This is a genomic window from Paraglaciecola algarum (genome assembly GCF_021532655.1).
Classification (GTDB): Bacteria; Pseudomonadota; Gammaproteobacteria; order Enterobacterales; family Alteromonadaceae; genus Paraglaciecola; species Paraglaciecola algarum.
In genome coordinates, this window is sequence record NZ_JAKGAS010000015.1 from 74254 (window position 1) to 93608 (window position 19355).

Annotated in this window: 18 protein-coding genes and 1 pseudogene; all 19 read right to left on the reverse strand. The window is 39.7% G+C overall.

Translation table 11 applies throughout. From position 1 onward, the window contains the following. Nucleotides 1-27 precede the first annotated feature (27 nt). On the reverse strand, nucleotides 28-2127 hold the full coding sequence (gene flhA, locus L0668_RS18995; RefSeq protein WP_235314305.1) for a flagellar biosynthesis protein FlhA: 2100 nt from the start codon (nucleotides 2125-2127) through the stop codon (nucleotides 28-30). Nucleotides 2128-2254: 127 nt separating this feature from the next. Beyond that, on the reverse strand, nucleotides 2255-3379 hold the full coding sequence (flhB, locus tag L0668_RS19000; protein ID WP_235314306.1) for a flagellar biosynthesis protein FlhB: 1125 nt from the start codon (nucleotides 3377-3379) through the stop codon (nucleotides 2255-2257). A gap of 27 nt (nucleotides 3380-3406) precedes the next feature. Further along, nucleotides 3407-4186: a flagellar biosynthetic protein FliR gene (gene fliR, locus L0668_RS19005; protein ID WP_235314307.1), complete on the reverse strand. Its 780-nt coding sequence runs from the start codon at nucleotides 4184-4186 to the stop codon at nucleotides 3407-3409. A gap of 32 nt (nucleotides 4187-4218) precedes the next feature. Beyond that, complete coding sequence (gene fliQ, locus L0668_RS19010; RefSeq protein WP_235314308.1) at nucleotides 4219-4488, reverse strand: flagellar biosynthesis protein FliQ; 270 nt, start codon at nucleotides 4486-4488, stop codon at nucleotides 4219-4221. A 2-nt stretch (nucleotides 4489-4490) separates the two neighbouring features. Beyond that, nucleotides 4491-5237, reverse strand: a complete 747-nt coding sequence (gene fliP / locus L0668_RS19015; RefSeq protein ID WP_235314323.1) for a flagellar type III secretion system pore protein FliP — start codon at nucleotides 5235-5237, stop codon at nucleotides 4491-4493. Nucleotide 5238: 1 nt separating this feature from the next. Then, a complete protein-coding gene (fliO, locus tag L0668_RS19020; RefSeq protein WP_235314309.1) occupies nucleotides 5239-5772 on the reverse strand; it encodes a flagellar biosynthetic protein FliO in 534 nt (177 codons plus the stop codon). After that, the gene (fliN, locus tag L0668_RS19025; RefSeq protein ID WP_235314310.1) at nucleotides 5732-6154 is read right to left on the reverse strand and encodes a flagellar motor switch protein FliN; all 423 of its coding nucleotides are present in this window, start codon (nucleotides 6152-6154) and stop codon (nucleotides 5732-5734) included. The genes fliO and fliN overlap by 41 nt, the downstream gene beginning before the upstream one ends. A gap of 27 nt (nucleotides 6155-6181) precedes the next feature. After that, nucleotides 6182-7240, reverse strand: a complete 1059-nt coding sequence (fliM, locus tag L0668_RS19030) for a flagellar motor switch protein FliM (protein ID WP_235314311.1) — start codon at nucleotides 7238-7240, stop codon at nucleotides 6182-6184. A 44-nt stretch (nucleotides 7241-7284) separates the two neighbouring features. Next, entirely contained in the window at nucleotides 7285-7830 is a 546-nt protein-coding gene (fliL, locus tag L0668_RS19035) for a flagellar basal body-associated protein FliL (RefSeq protein WP_235314312.1), read from the reverse strand. A 77-nt stretch (nucleotides 7831-7907) separates the two neighbouring features. Then, on the reverse strand, nucleotides 7908-10133 hold the full coding sequence (locus L0668_RS19040; protein WP_235314313.1) for a flagellar hook-length control protein FliK: 2226 nt from the start codon (nucleotides 10131-10133) through the stop codon (nucleotides 7908-7910). Nucleotides 10134-10315: 182 nt separating this feature from the next. Beyond that, nucleotides 10316-10750 carry a flagellar export protein FliJ gene (gene fliJ, locus L0668_RS19045; protein WP_235314314.1) on the reverse strand — a complete coding sequence of 145 codons (435 nt, stop codon included), beginning with the start codon at nucleotides 10748-10750 and terminating at the stop codon, nucleotides 10316-10318. A gap of 4 nt (nucleotides 10751-10754) precedes the next feature. Continuing rightward, on the reverse strand, nucleotides 10755-12089 hold the full coding sequence (gene fliI, locus L0668_RS19050) for a flagellar protein export ATPase FliI (protein WP_235314315.1): 1335 nt from the start codon (nucleotides 12087-12089) through the stop codon (nucleotides 10755-10757). Nucleotides 12090-12092: 3 nt separating this feature from the next. After that, nucleotides 12093-12923: a flagellar assembly protein FliH gene (gene fliH, locus L0668_RS19055; RefSeq protein ID WP_235314316.1), complete on the reverse strand. Its 831-nt coding sequence runs from the start codon at nucleotides 12921-12923 to the stop codon at nucleotides 12093-12095. A gap of 53 nt (nucleotides 12924-12976) precedes the next feature. Continuing rightward, a complete protein-coding gene (gene fliG, locus L0668_RS19060) occupies nucleotides 12977-14017 on the reverse strand; it encodes a flagellar motor switch protein FliG (RefSeq protein ID WP_235314317.1) in 1041 nt (346 codons plus the stop codon). 40 nt (nucleotides 14018-14057) lie between these two features. Then, nucleotides 14058-15761 (reverse strand): flagellar basal-body MS-ring/collar protein FliF, encoded by a 1704-nt coding sequence (gene fliF / locus L0668_RS19065; RefSeq protein ID WP_235314318.1) that lies wholly within the window; start codon nucleotides 15759-15761, stop codon nucleotides 14058-14060. Between the two features lie 10 nt (nucleotides 15762-15771). Then, nucleotides 15772-16098, reverse strand: coding sequence for a flagellar hook-basal body complex protein FliE (fliE, locus tag L0668_RS19070; protein ID WP_235314319.1), 327 nt, complete (start codon nucleotides 16096-16098; stop codon nucleotides 15772-15774). Between the two features lie 237 nt (nucleotides 16099-16335). Continuing rightward, complete coding sequence (locus L0668_RS19075) at nucleotides 16336-17682, reverse strand: sigma-54-dependent transcriptional regulator (protein WP_235314320.1); 1347 nt, start codon at nucleotides 17680-17682, stop codon at nucleotides 16336-16338. 1 nt (nucleotide 17683) lies between these two features. Next, on the reverse strand, nucleotides 17684-18853 hold the full coding sequence (locus L0668_RS19080; protein ID WP_235314321.1) for a sensor histidine kinase: 1170 nt from the start codon (nucleotides 18851-18853) through the stop codon (nucleotides 17684-17686). A 210-nt stretch (nucleotides 18854-19063) separates the two neighbouring features. Continuing rightward, nucleotides 19064-19246 (reverse strand): annotated as a pseudogene (locus L0668_RS19085) (helix-turn-helix domain-containing protein); the annotation flags it as partial. Between the last annotated feature and the right edge of the window lie 109 nt (nucleotides 19247-19355).

Genomic DNA, 19355 nt, shown 5'->3' on the forward strand with positions numbered 1-19355 from the left:
CCCCTTGTGTACCATTTGTGTGTCATATTATTGACCCACGGCACTGACTATTTTAATTTGTTTATCATCAGGAATTTCCTGATACGACAACACGTGTAACCCACTAACCGAATGTTTTAAGAACTTCGATAACACTGGACGTAACATGCCCGAGGTTAATAATACCGCGGGCTCACCCGCTAATTCTTGTTGCTGACTGGCTTTATTTAACGAGCCTTGAAGACGTTCCGCTAAACCAGGCTCTATGCCAGCGCCATCAGCACCACCAGCTTGAAGTGACTGATGCAACATCTGTTCCAGCTCAGGAGCCAATGTAATCACTGGGATTTCTGGTTCGCCTGCGTTTATTTCTTGAACAATCAAACGCTTAAGAGCGATTCGAACAGCTGAAACCAATACATCTGGATCTTGACTCTTAGGTCCAAATTCACATAAGGTTTGTACTATGCTGCGCATATCTCGAATTGGCACACCTTCGTATAAAAGAGTCTGTAACACTTTCACCACAGTACTCAGCGGCAACACATCTGGCACTAACCCTTCGACTAATTTCGGACTTGTTTTAGCTAATAAATCTAATAATTGTTGAACTTCTTCATGACCTAATAATTGATAAGCATTATTGGTTAATAATTGACTAAGGTGGGTGGCCACCACAGTAGCTGCATCCACTACTGTATAACCTAGAGTCTGGGCATGCTCTCTTTGATTGCCCTTAATCCAAACTGCTTCTAAACCAAATGCAGGGTCGGTAGTCGCCTTGCCTTCCAACTTACCAAACACTTGGCCTGGATTAATGGCCAATTCATCATCATGACTTAATTCTGACTCCCCCACAGTTACACCTAACATGGCAATGGTGTAATTATTCGGACTTAAATCAAGATTATCGCGAATATGTACAGGTGGAATTAAAAAACCTAACTCTTGAGAAAGCTTTTTACGTACACCTTTAATACGAGTTAATAGCTCTCCTCCTTGAGCTTTATCAACTAAAGGGATCAACCTATAACCAACTTCTAGACCAATGGTGTCAACGTGCTGCACATCATCCCAGCCAAGCTCTTTTATTTCTGCAGGCTGCTGACTTTGTTCAGGTAAGTTAGTTAATTCTTCAGGTTCATTGGCTTTCTTTTGCGCCGCCCAGTGACTGTAATATGCAAAACCCGCCACCAGTGCACTAAACCCTAAAAATGCCACATGGGGCATACCAGGCACTATGCCCATTACAAATAATATGCCCGCAGTAATGTACAAGGCTTGTTGATTGCCCAACTGCTTTGTTAGCTCTTGGCCCATCTCTTGAGAGTCATTTTCACGAGTTACAATAATCGCTGTTGCTACCGACAAAAGAAGTGATGGAATTTGCGCGACTAAACCGTCACCTATAGTTAACAAGGTATAAATTTCTATTGCATCAGAAAATGTCAAATCATGTTGGATCATGCCAATAAACAAACCACCCACTATGTTAATTAACATAATGAATAAACCAGCAATGGCATCACCTTTTACAAATTTTGAAGCACCGTCCATTGAGCCATAAAAGTCTGCTTCTGAGGTGATTTCAAGTCGGCGCTTACGTGCTTCATCTGAGTCGATAAAGCCTGCATTTAAATCAGCATCAATGGCCATTTGCTTACCTGGCATAGCATCTAAAGTAAAGCGAGCGCTTACTTCGGATATACGACCAGCACCAGCTGTGACTACTTTAAAGTTGATGATAAGTAAGATAGCAAATACCACTATACCTACAGCATAGTTTCCACCAATGACCACAGCACCAAAGGCTTCAATCACTTTACCAGCGGCAGCTCCACCTTCATGACCTTCTAATAACACTATACGTGTTGATGCTACATTCAGTGCCAAACGTAAAACCGTGGCAATTAATAACACAAGAGGGAAGATACCAAAATCAACAGGCTTTTTAGTAAATACAGAGACCAGTATCACCACTAGAGACAGGGCAATATTAAAACTAAATAGAATATCTAATAAGAAAGCCGGCATGGGCAAAATAACCATGCCCATAATCGCCAACAGAACTATAGGAGCGCCTAACTTTGAAGTTGCATTTTTGAACTGATTCTTATCGAATCGATTTAAATAAGAAGTTAATTCCATAAACGAAAAATTGACGCTTTCTGTGTTTATTTGTGATTAACCATAGTGATAGCAACTAACACGCCAATTCGCCTAAAACCTATTTAACCGTTACTTTTTTAAGCAAAAATCGCAACAGAAGTTTGGACTAACGCCTTAATTCAGGTGGAATAGGTAAGTCTTTTTGTAATGGTGATGGTTTTTTACCTTTACCCTTTTTATAAGCTTTTAATTGATAAACATAAGCTAATACCTGAGCTACCGCCATAAACAGCTTCTCGGGGATTTCATGCTCAGCTTCTGTTGAATAATAAATCGCCCTAGCTAACATGGGTGAAGCAATAATCGGTACATCATTACCATTGGCAATTTTACGAATATGCATGGCCATTTCATCCACACCTTTAGCAACTAGAGTTGGCGCTTTAGTGCCATGTTGGTCGTATTTTAACGCCACAGAGTAGTGTGTAGGGTTAGTGACTACCACATCAGCATTAGGCACTTCTTTCATCATGCGGTTGGCGGCAGCTTGATATTGCAATTTACGGATACGGCCTTTTACTTGAGGGTCACCATCTGCATTTTTTCGTTCATCTTTGACTTCCTGTAAAGACATTTTCATTTCTTTATTATGTTTATAACTTTGATAAGGCACATCAAAAGCAGCGATGGGAATTAACGCGCAACACAAAATCAGAAAACTCCAAGATATTAATTCCAAAGCATGAAATAAATTAAGCGGATATATTTCCATATCTAGATGTAATGCTTCATCTCGAAATACATTTAGAGCCACATAAGCCATTGCAGCAACAACAAAAAATTTGGCAATAGCTTTTAACAACTCAACAATACTATTCATGCCAAACATACGTTTAAAACCCGCGATCGGGCTTATTTTTTGAGCTTTGGGCGCAGCCGCTTGCCAAGTAAAGTTATATCCTCCTAAAGCAATATTTCCGTATACCCCAGCAATGGTTACTATCACCATATAAGCTAAAACAGGAAAACTTATGGTTTCAAAAGCATAACCCCAAGCTTGAAACATATGCGTTAAATCATAGGTTTCATCACGGGATAAAGTAAAAGTACGTTGAGTGACTTCAAATAAAGCACTAGCAATTTCGGAGCCCATAAATATAAAACTAATGGCACTAAACACTAAGACTAGAGTTGTAGATAACTCTCTAGATCGGGCAATCTGACCTTTTTTTCGGGCATCCGCTTGTTTTTTTGCCGTGGGTTCTTCGGTTTTTTCGTTACTATCAGCCATGCATTACCTCCCAAAATAAAGTCACTATTACGGACAAACTAGGACTAACTGACACATCATGGTTTGTGCCCTGTCCCACATAATAGTGAAATGGTGAGTTAAGTTATCTAATGTTAACCAAATGATTAACAAGCCCATTATTTGGGCGATAGAAAAGCCAATACTAAATATATTTAATTGTGGCGCTGCTTTAGTCATAACCCCAAAAGCTAAATTCACAATAAGCAAAGACACAATTGGCGCCAATGATAAAGTTAAAGCCGATATAAACATCCAGCCAGCCCAATGAGCAATATCCCTAAATTGTTCAGGTGCAAACCAAGCGTCCCCAATTGGAAAGGCTTCAAAACTAAGCACTATCATTCTGATCATGGCCAAATGCCCATCTAAGGCCCAAAACAATAAAGTCGCTAAAATCAAATAAAACTGACCAACAGCAGGTACATTGATACCATTTACCGGATCAACAATAGAAGCAAAACCTAAACCTGTTTGCATCGCCACCACTTGGCCTGCCAATACAAAAGTGTTTAACACCATATTTGAAATAAACCCAAGTGCAACACCTATGATAATTTGTTGAATAATCAAGACAAAAGTCCCCACTGAAACTAATTCAACAACTTTTACTGGTGGAATGACTGGAATAATCAATACAGCTAAAAACAAGGTGAGTAAGGCTCGAGTGGTCATAGGAACACTTTTAGCACTTAAACCTACCATAGCGGCAAATAAACCAGATATGCGCATAAATGGCAGAAGTAAATCAGCCAAATATTGCATTATGGTTTCTATTTCTACAGCCATTTACCAAGCCCTGAATTTAGCAATCACTGAATTTACCCGACCACTTCTGGAATGCGTTCGACCATAGTAAAAGTAAAGTCCATCAACTTATTGACTAACCAATTGCCCCCCCAACTAAGCGCCAATAAGGTCACGATTAATCTAGGTAGAAAACTCATGGTTTGTTCATTAATTGAGGTGGCGGCTTGAAATACAGCTACGATCAAGCCAACAAATAAACTCGGCAAAATAATCGCTGATACCAACAAGATCACCATAAATAATGCTTCTTTTAGAATTTCAACAAAGACCTCTGGACTCATGGTCAGACTCCCATTCCGAAACTGTTGGCTAGAGTGCCAAATATCAAGTTCCACCCATCAACTAGCACAAATAGCATTAATTTAAAGGGCAATGACACAATCATTGGTGATAACATCATCATACCCATAGCCATCAAGATAGAGGCTACTACTAAATCTAAGATTAAAAAGGGAATAAACAGCATAAAACCAATCTGAAAGGCCGTTTTTAATTCACTGGTCACAAAAGCAGGAATTAACACATTCATAGGCACATCTTGTGGATCTTGAAACTGATCTTCCATGCCGCCAATTTGCACAAAGGTCTCTAAATCTTTAACCCTAGTTTGGGACAACATAAAGGCGCGCAACGGCTCTTTACCTAATTCATATGCTTGGATCGAGGTAATTTCTTCATTCAGATAAGGTTGTAAAGCGGTTTCATTTATCTTTTCAAATACCGGCGCCATGATAAACATAGATAAAAATAAACTGACCCCAATCAAGATTTGGTTTGAAGGAGATTGTTGTAATCCAATGGCCTGACGTAAAATTGATAAGACAATAATAATCCGAGTAAATGAAGTCATCATCATGATAAAGGCAGGCAATAGACTCAACGAAGTCATGATAGCTACAACTTGCAAGGTCATGGTGTAATCTTTACTGCCATCAGCATTATCCGTCAGAGTTAATGCTGGTATACCAGGATCAGCCATTACAGAAGTACTTAAAACAATTAAAAATAACAATCCAAATATTCTTAGCATTCTATTTTTCATGGCTATTACCTTGTTCTTTGGTTTGGCTGTGACTGATATCTGTATTTTTATCTAAGGTAGGATTCAATTTGCCAGCCATGAAAGTGGCTAATTTATCTTTAAATTTGTCATTATTATTTGCTTGAGGGCTATCTAAGGTTTTATCCAATTTAGCCAGATGATTAATATTATGGGCTGTCACGCCTAATAAATGTTGTTCATCCCCCACTTGGATCACCAATACACGTTCGCGGGTACCAGCCATCATAGAAGTGACTATTTTTAATTGAGAAGTACCAGATTGAGTGACATTAAACCGACGCATGACGAATGCCAGCATAAAAACTACGCCAATTACCAATAATAAAGAAAGGAAAATTGACACTATTGAGGTGGGGTTTGAGAAGCTTTCAGGCTCTGCGTGAGCGCTAAATGGCAGCAAAAAACATGCAGCCAAAGTTATCCAACCCCATGTTTTATATAGGTTTTGTGTATATAGGCGTTTACCTAAGCTTTTTGATTCTTTCCAGTTGACTAATAACATCAGTTAATCGAATACCAAATTTATCGTTGACTACTACTACTTCACCATGAGCAATCAACGTGCCATTTACCAAAACATCTAATGGCTCACCTGCCACACGGTCTAATTCAACAACCGAGCCTTGGTTTAATTGGAGTAAATTTCGAATACTGATATTACTTCTTCCCACTTCCATTGAAATGGTCACAGGAATATCTAAAATTGTATCTAACTTGCGTTTTTCTTTGGGTGTAATTTCGCGATCTTCATCTAATTCATCTAATTCAGCAACCTCAGCTCCCATACCAAATTCATCGGAACCAGCATCATCACCTTTAGCTTCTTCATCAGCTTGCTCAGCCATAGCTGCAGCCCAATCATCTAAACCGTCTTCTTCACTCATATCTTTACTCCATATTCGCTAAGCAACCTACAAATCATCTTCAAGAGTTTGTAGTTCAGCGTCACTATCAATTCGGCGACCGCCTTTGGTTAATAATTGCAGCTCTGACTTCACAGAAGTTGGCCGCGGAATTTTTTCAGTAATTTTCAAAGCTACGTTATCTCTAGAGCGCCCCATTTTAGCTCTAAAAGTAGGCAAATCTTCGATCAGCACGGTAATATGCTCTGGCATTTCAATCGGGATAATATTTCCAGCTTCTAAATTCATCACCTCTTCCAGAGACAATTTCACATCCATCATATGAGTAGACAAAGCCACACTGACATCAAGGATTTCATCCCGTAATGCTTTACTCCAACGCAAATCGGTATCTTCTTTGTCACTTTGCACCCCCGCGTCTAATAACTCACGGATTGGCTCGAGCATTGAGTAAGGCAAAGACACGTGGAAATCACCGCCCCCACCGTCTAACTCAATATGAAATGAACTGATTACCACCACTTCAGTGGGGCTAACAATATTGGCCATAGCTGGGTTAACTTCAGAGTCTAGATATTCAAAAGACACATCCATAACAGGTGCCCAAGCCTCTTTATAATCCTCAAATATTAGTTTAAGTAACATTTGAATAATTCGGCGTTCGGTTGGGGTAAACTCACGACCTTCAATCTTAGCGTGATAACGCCCATCTCCACCAAAGAAATTATCTACTAAAATGAATACCAGCCTAGCTTCCATGGTAATTAGACCCGTGCCTTTAAGTGGACGAAAACGAACCATATTTAAACTTGTTGGCACAAATAAGGTGTGAATATACTCACCGAATTTAGTCATTTGAATACCATTAATCGACACTTCAGCCGAACGACGCATCATATTAAATAAACTTACGCGCATGTGACGAGCAAATCGTTCGTTTACAATTTCCAGTGTAGGCATGCGCCCACGAACGATCCGATCTTGGGAAGAAAAGTCATATTGCATCGCTGAACCGTCAGATTCAACATCGCCCACCTCTTCTTCTTCAACATCGTCGACACCATGTAATAGCGCATCAATCTCGTCTTGGGATAATAAATCGCTCACACTAATTTCTCACTTTCATTATTAGCATCATATTTTAATGACCATTACTGCATCACAAAACCTGTAAACAACACCTCTTCAACCACTTTGTTGCCAGTGATATCCACCAGCGTCTTTTGTACTTCTTTTAAAGCACTATCACGGATAGCTATTTTGCCTGCTTCGGTAACTAAATCATCTGCATTTGCTGTACTAAAGGTTCTTAGTAACGCCCCTTCAATCAAAGGTATATGCATTTTTGCTTCTTCTTCGTTATCAGAACCACGCATCATTAATTGCACTTTAATTTCCACTAACCTGTCACGTGTTGAACCGGGTACATTAAACACAAATGGCCTAGGCATACCTACATATAAGGCACTACCGGTTTTCACCGTAGATGAAGATAAGGCTTCACCATCTTCATATTCACCTGCGTCACCAACCTCACCATCCATCATTTCTTCAGTCTGAGCAGGCTCATCCGAGCCCATCAAAAAATAATATGCCGCGCCCCCACCTAATACCAACACAACCACTGCGATAATAATGATAAGAAGTTTACTTTTTTTCTTACCACCTTCTTCCATTTGTAATTCTTCTTCAGCCATGACTTACTCTCAATATTTTTATGCTTAGCGTTATTATCAGTTGCAAATGACAAATGGAAAAGCTGTTTTGTTGGAATTTAGACAAAATAATCAATTCCACCTAAGGCACCATTCACTATTTTTTGTTCAGTTATGCCTTGTTCAGACTCTTGATTGTCACCTGTATGTTCTCCTATGGAAGAGGCACTCTTCGCCAATTCGCTATCTTTTTGTGATTGACCATTTGATTCTTGTTTTACTGAAGATTGACCTAATTCAATGCCTTTTTCTGCCAACATTTCACGTAACCTTGGCGTAGCGTTGTCCATGGCGTCTCGAGCCTGTTGGGACTGAACGACAAAATTAACCGTGGCCGATTCACCAGACATAGCTACTTTAACATGCACAGAACCTAACTCGGCAGGATCTAATCGAATTTCAGCCACTAAGTTTTTACTGTTTGCCATCCAGCGAACTTTATCAGCTAATTGCTGTAATCCCTCTGGCTTGGCTATGTTAACCGCTTTTTCAAACTTCGATTCAACCTGACTGAGTTGAGCTTGTTTGGTCTGTTCACCTTGAAGCTGGGATACATCTCTAGCTAGAGAGTGGTAAGTTTGAGAGTGTGCGGATGATTGCTGATCCAGACTTCTATTCAAACCGGCAGAAAAATCAACTAACTGAGAAATATTGTTGAGTATTTGCTCACTATTTTGCACAGGTGTTGTACTTGGATTAGCTTCAGTTACTTTAGCCAATGCTTCATTCACTAAAAATTTCAAATCAATCCCGGGTTCGCGACCTTGAGATAATTGGGTTTTGAATTCAGACACCCCAGATTTTAGAGCGCCGATAAACTCTTTGATAGGTGATGAAACTGTACTGGCAAAATCAGCTAATTCTCGATTAATACCAGTATCTAATACCTGACTGGTTTTAGCTTCAGTAACAGTGTCTTTACCTAATAATTGTTGAGCAATATTGTTAAGTACCTTGTCCAGTTGTGACTCAGGTAAATTCACCAATTGTTTTAAAGCAGTAGTTTTATCCATAGAAATAGGCTGAGCCGCGACCATCTCATCAGAAATATTAGAGGTCTCAATAAAAGACGAATCAATCGCACTTGGCTCTTCTATCAAATCAATAAAGTTTACCGACTCATCAGACTCTAGCTGTGTTGATAACATGTTAGTGACGTGATGCTGCTGAACGTTCGGATGAGCTTCATCTGCTAATTGATTTTCTGATACAGATCCTGCAGCTGGCTTAAATAATAAAAGTGCTCTTAATAAATCAATATTGTCATCTGACAACTTTTCGTCTGATTCAATTGCATCAATACTTGGTATTTGTTGTTCAGAGCCCTCAACATTTTCTTGCTTAAGCTTTACTTCCCCATTCTGACCTTCAGGACTGTAGAAGTCTTTGAAAATTTGTCTAAGCAACTCAGGTTGTTCTTTTAACTCTGCAATCACTGCAGATACTTGGTCTTCACCGACTAGTTTTTTGCCAGGATCAAAGGAGTCACCACTGGTTATTTTATCTATTATTTTTTGTGCTAACTTATCTAAGGCATCGCTACTTTGAACATAACTATGAGCATCTGTTGTATCGTTCGTAATTAACTCTTGATTTTCAACAGTTTCGTTAGTGGCGATTACCTCTTCATCTTTAATAGATACAATTAGCGACTTTTCTTTAATTATCTCTTTTTCGATAATATTTGTTTCTACAGATGAATCTGATTCACCTGATAATTTTTGCAAGTTATTAACTAACTGTACCCATTCATCCAAATTATCTAGCTCAGTAAACAACTCTTTTCCGGAAGAGCTAGTCAACTTCCCATCAATAAAAGTCAATTTTTGCGATTCTTTCGTATCACTCAATATCTTAGATATATGAGCGTCAAGTTTAAGTGCAACCCTGTCATTCGCTACCTGATTGTCAGCTTGAATATTATCACCAGGTACATGCTTTTTGGTTTTATTTGCCTGTTCTTCTGTTGCTGAATCAGAGTCTTTATCGCTATTTTCAGACTTAACTAGTGTTGGCTTAGAGTCTATATCCCTCTGTTCCTTAGTAACTTGTTTGTCATCTTGCACAGAGTCATTGTTCGAGGGGGATATCTGAGCACTCTTTGACTGCGCATCTTTATAAACACTATTCTTTTTTGATGAAGGGGTAGTAGCATCTTTACTTTGTTGATCTTGCAACAAACGTTCAAAATCTTTACTTGAGCCTGAATCTAATTGCTGCTCTTGGCTTGTACCTGTGGCAATAGCGGCAATATCTGATTTTGTAGTGGCAACTTGTTGCATCATTTAAAATACACCCTTTAAAGTAAAGATGAGTAGCTAACTTACTGACTTTTATATCTTTTATACTTATAAAAAGCCGATAGAAAAGATCACGTTAATTTTATTTAAGCCAAACTATATAGAGTTTGCTGTTTCATGTGATGAATACAGCAAAGACTATTCCAACTCTTAAAGTTCTTTACTCTTTACCCACGAATAAACTTTTGAATGGATAACTCATCCAACATCATTTGTTCTTGTTTTTGTTCTAATTTCTGTTTAGCTAATGCTTGTTTGTCTAACAATAATTCAACTGCTTTTCTTTTTCGTTGCTGTTGTAACCATTGGGTTTTTCTTTGTTCTGCCACAACTAAAGCCTGATTTAAATTCTGCATTTGTAACTCGCAAGCTTTATCCAACTTACCGATAAATTGTTGATGCTGACTAAAGGTTTGACTGCCTACTCCTTGCTTAGCTTTAACCTGAGCTTGGCGAAGGTAATCTAAACGGTAATTCTCTAAACCTGACAATTTTTGCTTATTTTCCAAAGCATAATGCTGGGCTACCTGAAAATCTTGGCTAAGTTTTTGTTCTTTCTGACGCTCCCAGTCAGCTACCAATTGTAATTGTGATTGAGACATATATTTAAGCCGCTCCTAACCCGCCACATAGGGTTGTCATTGCCCCTACACTTTGCTCAAAATCTAATACTTGTTGCATGCCTTGCTGTAAAAATGCGTTAATCGCTGGCTCCGCATTGATTGCCAAATCAATTCGGGGATCGGTACCTTTGGTGTAGGCTCCAATATTAATTAGGTCTTTATTTTGTTGATAATTTGAATATACCTGCCGAACTCGCCTTGCATTTTGTACGTGTTCCTCTGAAACCACCATTGGCATAACCCGGCTAATAGATGCTTCAATATCAATCGCAGGATAATGCCCTGAGTCGGCTAAGTTTCGTGATAACACTATATGCCCGTCTAAAATAGCTCTTGCAGCATCTGCAATAGGATCTTGTAAGTCGTCTCCTTCGGTTAATACCGTATAAAAGGCAGTAATAGAACCTTGATTTTCATTACCATTCCCAGCTCGTTCAACCAAAGCGGGTAAACGTGCAAAAACGGAGGGTGGATAACCTTTAGTTGCAGGTGGTTCACCCACAGCTAAGGCGATTTCACGCTGTGCCATGGCATAACGAGTAAGTGAATCAATCAGCAGTAATACGTTTAAACCTTGGTCTCTAAAATATTCAGCGATAGTCACCGCAGTTTCACAACCTTTTAAGCGCATTAAAGGCGATGTATCGGCAGGTGCTGCCACGACCACAGCTTTTTGACGCTCTTCGTCACCTAGAATATCTTGAATAAATTCTTTTACTTCTCGTCCCCTTTCCCCTACTAATCCCACCACCACCACATCAGCTTTGGTTCCGCGAGTCATCATGCCCATTAATACACTTTTGCCCACACCTGAGCCTGCAAATAACCCCATACGTTGGCCTGAGCCTACTGTGATAATCGAATTAATTGCTCGTACCCCCACATCTAATGGCTGAGTGATAGGTTTACGGGTTAAGGGATTCATAGGTGGTCGTGTAAGGGGGACTCGTTTTTCAGCCTTTATGGGGCCTAAACCGTCTAAAGGCTGTCCATTGCCGTCGACTACTCGGCCCAATAATTCCATACCGACCGCTAAACCTTGCTCTCTATTAAGGGGTTGCACACGAGAGCCAGGCACTATGCCTTTCACCGCTTCTGTTGGCATTAAATAAGTAATGTTTTCAGCAAAACCAACCACTTCAGCTTCAATTTCACCGTCAACGGTTTGCACTAAACATTGGCTACCTACTGGCATTTGGCAACCCACAGCCTCTAAAGTTAAGCCAATGCCTCTAACCAATTTCCCACTGGCAACTATGGGCGCTTGAGGCACTTGGTCTTTTAAATTTTTGATCCGACTTAACAGTGAACTGGTCATAAATCAGCTATCACTTGAACTAACGTGACTTAATCCTTGTTCTAGCAAGAATTTATCTAAAATATCTTTTACCCGACGTTCGACTGTCACATCCACTGCATTAGATTGAGTAATAATTTCGCAACCTCCAGCTGACATTTCCGCCGACTCAATCAGTTGCCAATTATGCTTAGCGATTTCTTCGGCACTAAAATGATTATTAATTAATTCAATATCAGCAGGGTTAAGATGAACTTGATAAAATTTTTCTTGTATGGGTAAAGCTTTAAGGCCTTCTCTCAAGGCTTGGAAAATCATATCTGAATTGGTTTTCACTTCACTACGAATAACCGACTTAGCTAAACTCACCGCTAATAACACGAGTTCTTGTTCTAGCTCTTGTTCAACTTTATTAACTGGGTTTTGTAAACTATCTAACAAACCTTGCCAAGCGGCCATATTCTCTTGTGCTTGCTGTTCTCCAGTGGCTATGCCTTGAGCAGTTCCCTCTTCTAAGCCTTGTGCAAGCCCAGCTTCTGTTCCTTCAGCGAGTCCTTGTTCGTAACCTTGTTCTTTACCTTCTTTTTGACCCGCTTCAAAACCTTCTGCATGAGCTGCAGCCCTTATCGCCTCTATTTCTTCTGCGGTTGGTGGTAATATTTCCTCTTCTTCTTCAGGAGGCTCATACTTCCAATCAGAACGACGATTCATTGCATTGGTGACATCAGGAGCACGTTGTTGAGTATCTTCGCCTACATAAGGAAATTCCCAAGTTGCAAATTCTTCACTTATTTCATTTGTGTCATCTACTTCACTGACTTCACTTGTGACTAATTTTTCTTGTTCTTCAGTCATAGGTACTACTCAGGTCATGCCCACTTTGGCAGCAACAAGTAAACAGTATTGAATTATAAGAATTCATCACCACCACCACCGCCTAACATGATTTCACCTGAGTCAGCTAAACGTCTAGCAACGGATAAAATTTCTTTCTGGGCTGTTTCCACTTCACTAATGCGCACAGGGCCCATAGCTTCGAGATCATCAATCAACATATCAGCAGCACGTTTGGACATATTTTTGGTGATTTTATCTTTGAGTTCATCTTCAGCACCTTTGATGGCTTTAAGTAAGGCGTCTTGTTGAACTTCCCGCAGAATCGCTTGAATAGCTCTATCATCTACATCAGCCAAGTTATCGAATACGAACATAAGATCTTGAATTTGTTGACTCATTTCTTCGTCTTGTTCACGAATTGCATCCATCAACTGACCTTCAATATTAGTGTCTAGGTAGTTCATGATGTCTGCTGCAGATTTTAAGCCGCCCATTTTCGCTGCTTGTGTACCCGCTTGACCGGCAAACTGTTTCTCCATAATTTCATTTAATTCTTGTAAGGCCGCTGGCTGTACTTCTTCTAAATTGGCGACACGCATCATTAAGTCTAAGCGCACTTTTTCTGGAAATTGACTTAAGATCTCAGCGGATTGTTCCGCTTCTAAATAAGACATAACAATAGTTTGGATCTGCGGGTGCTCATTACGAATAATACTGGCCACTTGTTTAGAGTCCATCCATTTCAATGAATCTAAACCTTTAGCCCCAGAACCCATCAAAATTTGATCAATTAAGTTAGCCGCTTTATCTTCGCCTAACGCTGAGGTTAAAGCACGTTTCACAAAGTCAGTGCTTTGGAAACCTATGGTACTGTAATTCTGAATTTCTTCGATGAAATGTTTATGCACAGCTGTTATTTTTGGCTGGGTCATATCATCAATTTGCGCCATAGCTTGGCCCAATTTTTGAACCTGTTTCGGTTCTAAATGTTTTAAAATTTGCGCGGCATCATCTTCAGTAAGACTAAGTAATAAAATAGCGGCCTTGTCGACACCTTCTAATTTGCCAACGTCGTAACTGGGCTCTTCAACCTGTTCATTTTCTTCTGGCACAGTTTAATCCTCAATCCAAAAACAAAATATTAGCTGTATTTTAGTCATCTAACATCATCCAGTTTTTCACAACTTGTGATGACAACTCTGGCTCATTGGCCACTAATGCTCGCACTGCTTTTAATACATCTTCATCTTTATGTAAATCTGGCAACATAAAGGTACCATCTGCTGCAAAGCCCACCTGCGACTCATCAAACTCTTCAGCTAATAAACTAATAGTTTCGTCGCCTAAGTCTAAGCCCTCATCAGCATCATCTTCATCTACTTTAATTTCATCTGGGTAAATAAGTTTACGTACCATAGGTCTCAATACAAATATAATCAGCAGTGAAATAATAAATATTCCGCCACCTAATTTAAGCATAGGTAAAAACTTAGGATCTTCCCAGAATGGTAGCTCAGTTGCTGCCACATCATCATGGCGACTGAAAGGTATGCTCACGACTTCTAAAGAATCGCCACGGGTTACATCAAAACCAATACCACCTTGCAATAAACGGCGAATGTCTAATAGCTCAGCCTGAGCTCTTGGAGTACTGGTTATCGTGCCATCTTCAGCTATGGTATTAATATGATCTAATGCCACTGACACACTCAACCTGCGAATTACGCCCACTTGTTGTTTGGTGTGACTGACTGTGGTGTCTAATTCGTAGTTTCGTGTCTCTTCTTTATGATTACGCCCAGGAGTAGAACGTGATGCATTCGTCCCAGTTGCTCTTTCAGGGATAGTTGCATCTAACGGTGGTTGATTGGTTAACGCGCCTGGAATACCAGCAATGGTTCCTCCGGTGCTTACATCTTCGACTGTCATTTCACTACGAACCGCTGGTAAATCCGGGTTATATACGCGTTGCGTTTGCTCAACTGACGTAAAGTCCATAGACACGTCAGCTTGCGCTGTGTAATTACCTAAACCTAACACTGGGATCAATATCGAATCTATTTTTGCTATGTATTCATCTTCGCGTTTTTTCTCTAGCTCATATTCTTTACGAGCACGAGCTGATTCGGCACCTTGCGAACCTGAATTTAATAAACGACCATTACTATTGGTGATCGTGACACGATCTGGCTCTAAACCTTGTACAGCCGAAGCCACAATATCAATAATAGAGTTTACTTCTTCAGAAGTAATCACAGCTCCGCGTCTTGGCGTCACCACTACTGTTGCACTAGCCTTTTTTTCACGACGAGCAAAGACGTTTTCTTTAGGTAAAGCCAACAAGACTTTGGCTCTTGATATAGCACTAATTTCTTCGATGGTACTGGCTACTTGTTTTTCGCGAGCATGTTTAAGACGTTCTTTTTCAACTCGCTGGCTTACCCCAAAACCCATATCTTGCATGATGATATCGGCACCGCCAGATTCTGTTTGACTTAAACCTTGTCTAGCTAAACCTAACTTAATTGATTGATATTGGTCAGATGCGACCTTAATGGTGTTACCTTCTAACACATATTCAATTTGAGCTTGATCCAAGTAATCTAGCGTGTCGATTAATTCATGGGTTTCCATGGTCGCGAGTGGTCTGTAGTCAGGCTCCTGGGCCCAAATCAAGATGAACACAGCTATAGCAACACATATGACTAAAGCCACAACTAAAGTAATTTGACGGACTAAGTCAGTATTACCTATAGCATCCATGAAGGTAGATTTTTGTTCCAGCACACTATCATCTGCATATACATCTGAGTTCATATCAGAGACGGCTAGTTCGGTACTCGCTGCTTCAGCCACTTGTTAGCTCCTAAACCGGCATGTTCATAATTTGTTTATAGGCTTCAAGTACTTTATTTCTCACTTGAATAGTGGCTTCAAAGGCAATACCTGATTTTTCCTTAGCAACCATAACATCAGCTAGGCTTAAACTTTTATCACCCATTTCAAATGCAATAGCTTTATTTTTGGATTCTAGTTGCATGTCATTGACTGTATTCAAAGCATTACCAAGTAAATCAGCAAAATTTTGTGAAGAGGGATTTCCTTGGATAGCATTTGATTCGCCTAAACCTAATTTGGTTTGTGCTGCCATGCCTTGCATTTCTTGGTAAAGGGCTTGTGCTTTAATATCCATAGGAATACTCCAATCTCAAATTCTAGGTTAGTTTAATAAAATCAAACTGCTACCTTGAGTGTTAGCAAGTGAGGTGCCAACATAAACGCCCTTTCAAAAAAAATAAAATAAACCTTTAAATACAAGTACTTACCGACTTTTTATTGGTGCCATTTTATTGACTATGATGAAAAATCAAACATAAAAAAGTCGCCACAGTGGCGACTTCTTAAAGAGTAATAAAACTAAGCTAGAGTTTTAAGCGGGTAACTCGATACCCACTTCACGCATTTTAGCTAATTTATATCTAAGGGTACGAGGGCTTATACCTAAACGCTCAGCTACATCTTTTCTGCGGCCTTTACAGCTTTGCAGAGTATCCAAAATGATTTGATGTTCTTGTTGGCGTAGTTCAGAGCCTAATTTACTATTTTCGTCTTCTACTTTTGCCCCTTCAACCTGTAAATGATTAGTAGACATATCTTGTTCGATCATTAAATCAATGGCATCAATTTGTTGACCATCAGACAAAATAAGCGCTCGTTGGATTACGTTTTCAAGCTCACGAACATTCCCAGGCCAATTATGTTGCAATAACTTACTGCGACCAGCGGCAGTTAACTTAGGTATGGCATGACCTTGTTTTTGACAATGACGTTCAATTAAGTGCTCAGCCAAAGGCACTATATCTCCGGCTCGCTTATCTAATGGTAACCAAGTTAATGGAAACACATTGAGTCGATAATATAAATCTTCACGAAACTCGCCGTTATCCACAGTTTGTTTGATATTTCGATTACTGGTAGCAACGACGCGTACATCTAATGAAATAGTTTTACGGCTGCCTAAACGCTCCACTTCTTTTTCTTGTAAAACTCTCAATAATTTTGCCTGTAGGCTTAAATCCATTTCGCTGATTTCGTCTAACAAAATAGTCCCGCCCTGAGCTTGTTCGAACTTTCCTGGGCAAGCCTGTAGTGCGCCTGTAAAGGCTCCTTTGTCATAGCCAAATAAGGTGGCTTCGAGCATGTTTTCAGGGATAGCAGCACAGTTAATTGCCACAAAAGGTTGCTCACTTCGAGGAGATTGATCATGAATATAGCGAGCTAGCACTTCTTTACCTGAACCACTTGGGCCCAACACCATGACAGATGCTTCAGAGCGCGCCACTTTTTTAGCTAACTCCAATAATTGAACACTGCTTGGATCGTCAACTATAGGGGTTCTTGATTCTACTTTTTGTGCAGGCGCATAACGCCCAACCAAATTGAGTAATACTTCTGGCGCAAAAGGTTTGGACAGATAATCTGTCGCACCATCACGCATAGCTTGTACGGCATCATCAATAGTGGCATAGGCTGTCATTAATAAAATCGGTAAGTTAGGAAACTTATGTTTAATATTCTTTAATAAGGATAAACCACTCATACCACCCATTTGGATATCACTTACCACCAAATCAATATTTTGTTCTGATAGTTTTACCAAGGCCTGCTCACCACTGTCTGCTTCAACGACTTGGTAATCCCCTAACTGCAAGGTATCGACTAGTGCTTCTCTTAGTCCGGCATCATCTTCTACGATTAATATTTTGGCTTGAGTCATGTTATAAGCTCCCAGCCGCATCGGCTAAATATTGAGATTGAGTTTGCTCGGCAGATGTGCCGATTGTTTCACTTGATATAACGGGTAAACAAATAGAGAAGCAGGCTCCACCATCTGCCAAGTTTGCCACTTTTACATGACCTTGGTGGGACTGAGCCACACCTTTAACTACTGCTAAACCTAAGCCAGTACCATTGCTTTTGGTGGTATAAAAAGGTTCAAATACTTGTTGTTGCACTTCTTCACTGATACCTGGACCATTGTCTGTCACTGTTAAATTCACCCAGTCAGACTGACCAACAGCTAAACTGGCAGATAGAGTAATGCTGGCTTTGTGTGGTTTAATTTCTAAGGCATTGTGGATCAAGTTTTGTAACGCTCCGGCCAAAGCGATTTTATTACCTAAAATCAGCACATCTGGATCAGGTAATACTAGATTTAATTTCGCATCACACTTTTTGATCATTGCATCTGAACCTTGTTGCACTTCATGCATTAATGTTTGCAACGATATCTCAGACACAACTTGTTCTTTACCACTTTTGGCAAACAACAACATGTCATTTACTTGGCTTTCTAAATCATGTAAACGAGACAATAATTTGTCGCTAAACTTTTCCCGTGAAACCTTATTCAACGTATTGTTAGATAGATTAGCGGCATACAAAATGGCGGCAGATAAAGGTGTACGAATTTGATGAGCTAAAGATGCAACCATTTTTCCCAATGAAGACAATTTTTGTAAATGGCCTATACGTTGTTGCAGTTGTCTGGTTTCTGTTAAATCAGTTAATACAATTAATTGTCCAGGCTCTTTAACCAGTGGCGTAATTGATAACTTGACTTTACGCCCGTCAAACAAAGATACTTCATGTCCATCATCAGCTTGGGGTTTAAAAGAACGCTGAATAATAGTTCGCCACATTTGCCCCTCTAATGGCTCGCCTAATAAGTTTTTGGCAAGTTCGTTAGATTGTTTAACTACGCCTTTTCCATCAACAACTACTACTCCCGCCGGCATAACTTGCAGTAAATGTTCTAAACGATTCGCTTGTGAGCGCAAAGCTTCCAACTCGTCATTATTAACTTGAGTTGCTTTTACATTTTTAACACCGCTAACAGCGTGAGCATTAAACTTAGAAATGGTATGTGTTTGTATCTCAGCTAACATTTTGTTCGTCCCCATATATTCCTCGTGTCAAAACTTAGACAGAATAATTACATAGAGACTAAAGCACATCTTATGCCAACAAAATTAACCTTTAAATTCAATTTGTTAGAGATAAATAAAAGAAATATGAACGTCAATCAAATGACAATATGGTGTACTTTAAAAATTCAGATAGGGGAAACTAAGCGACTTTATCACTAAATATAAAACCTACTCAGGCTTACTAATATCGTATTTACGCATTTTTTCTACCAAGGTGGTTCTGCGCATACCCAAGGCATCTGCGGCTCTGGCCACAACCCAATCTTGTTGCTCCAAGGCCTGGGTAATTAAGCTAACTTCTAACTCAGAAATGTACTCTTTTAAATTAAGTCCTTCAGCAGGTAGTTCAGACAAGCTTGCATTATCGAATTCGCTCATATCCTTGTAATGGTCAAGTATTCATGGACAGATTGTTAGGCGCATTGCATTAATTTCATCTCATATTGTACGGGTGAGATGT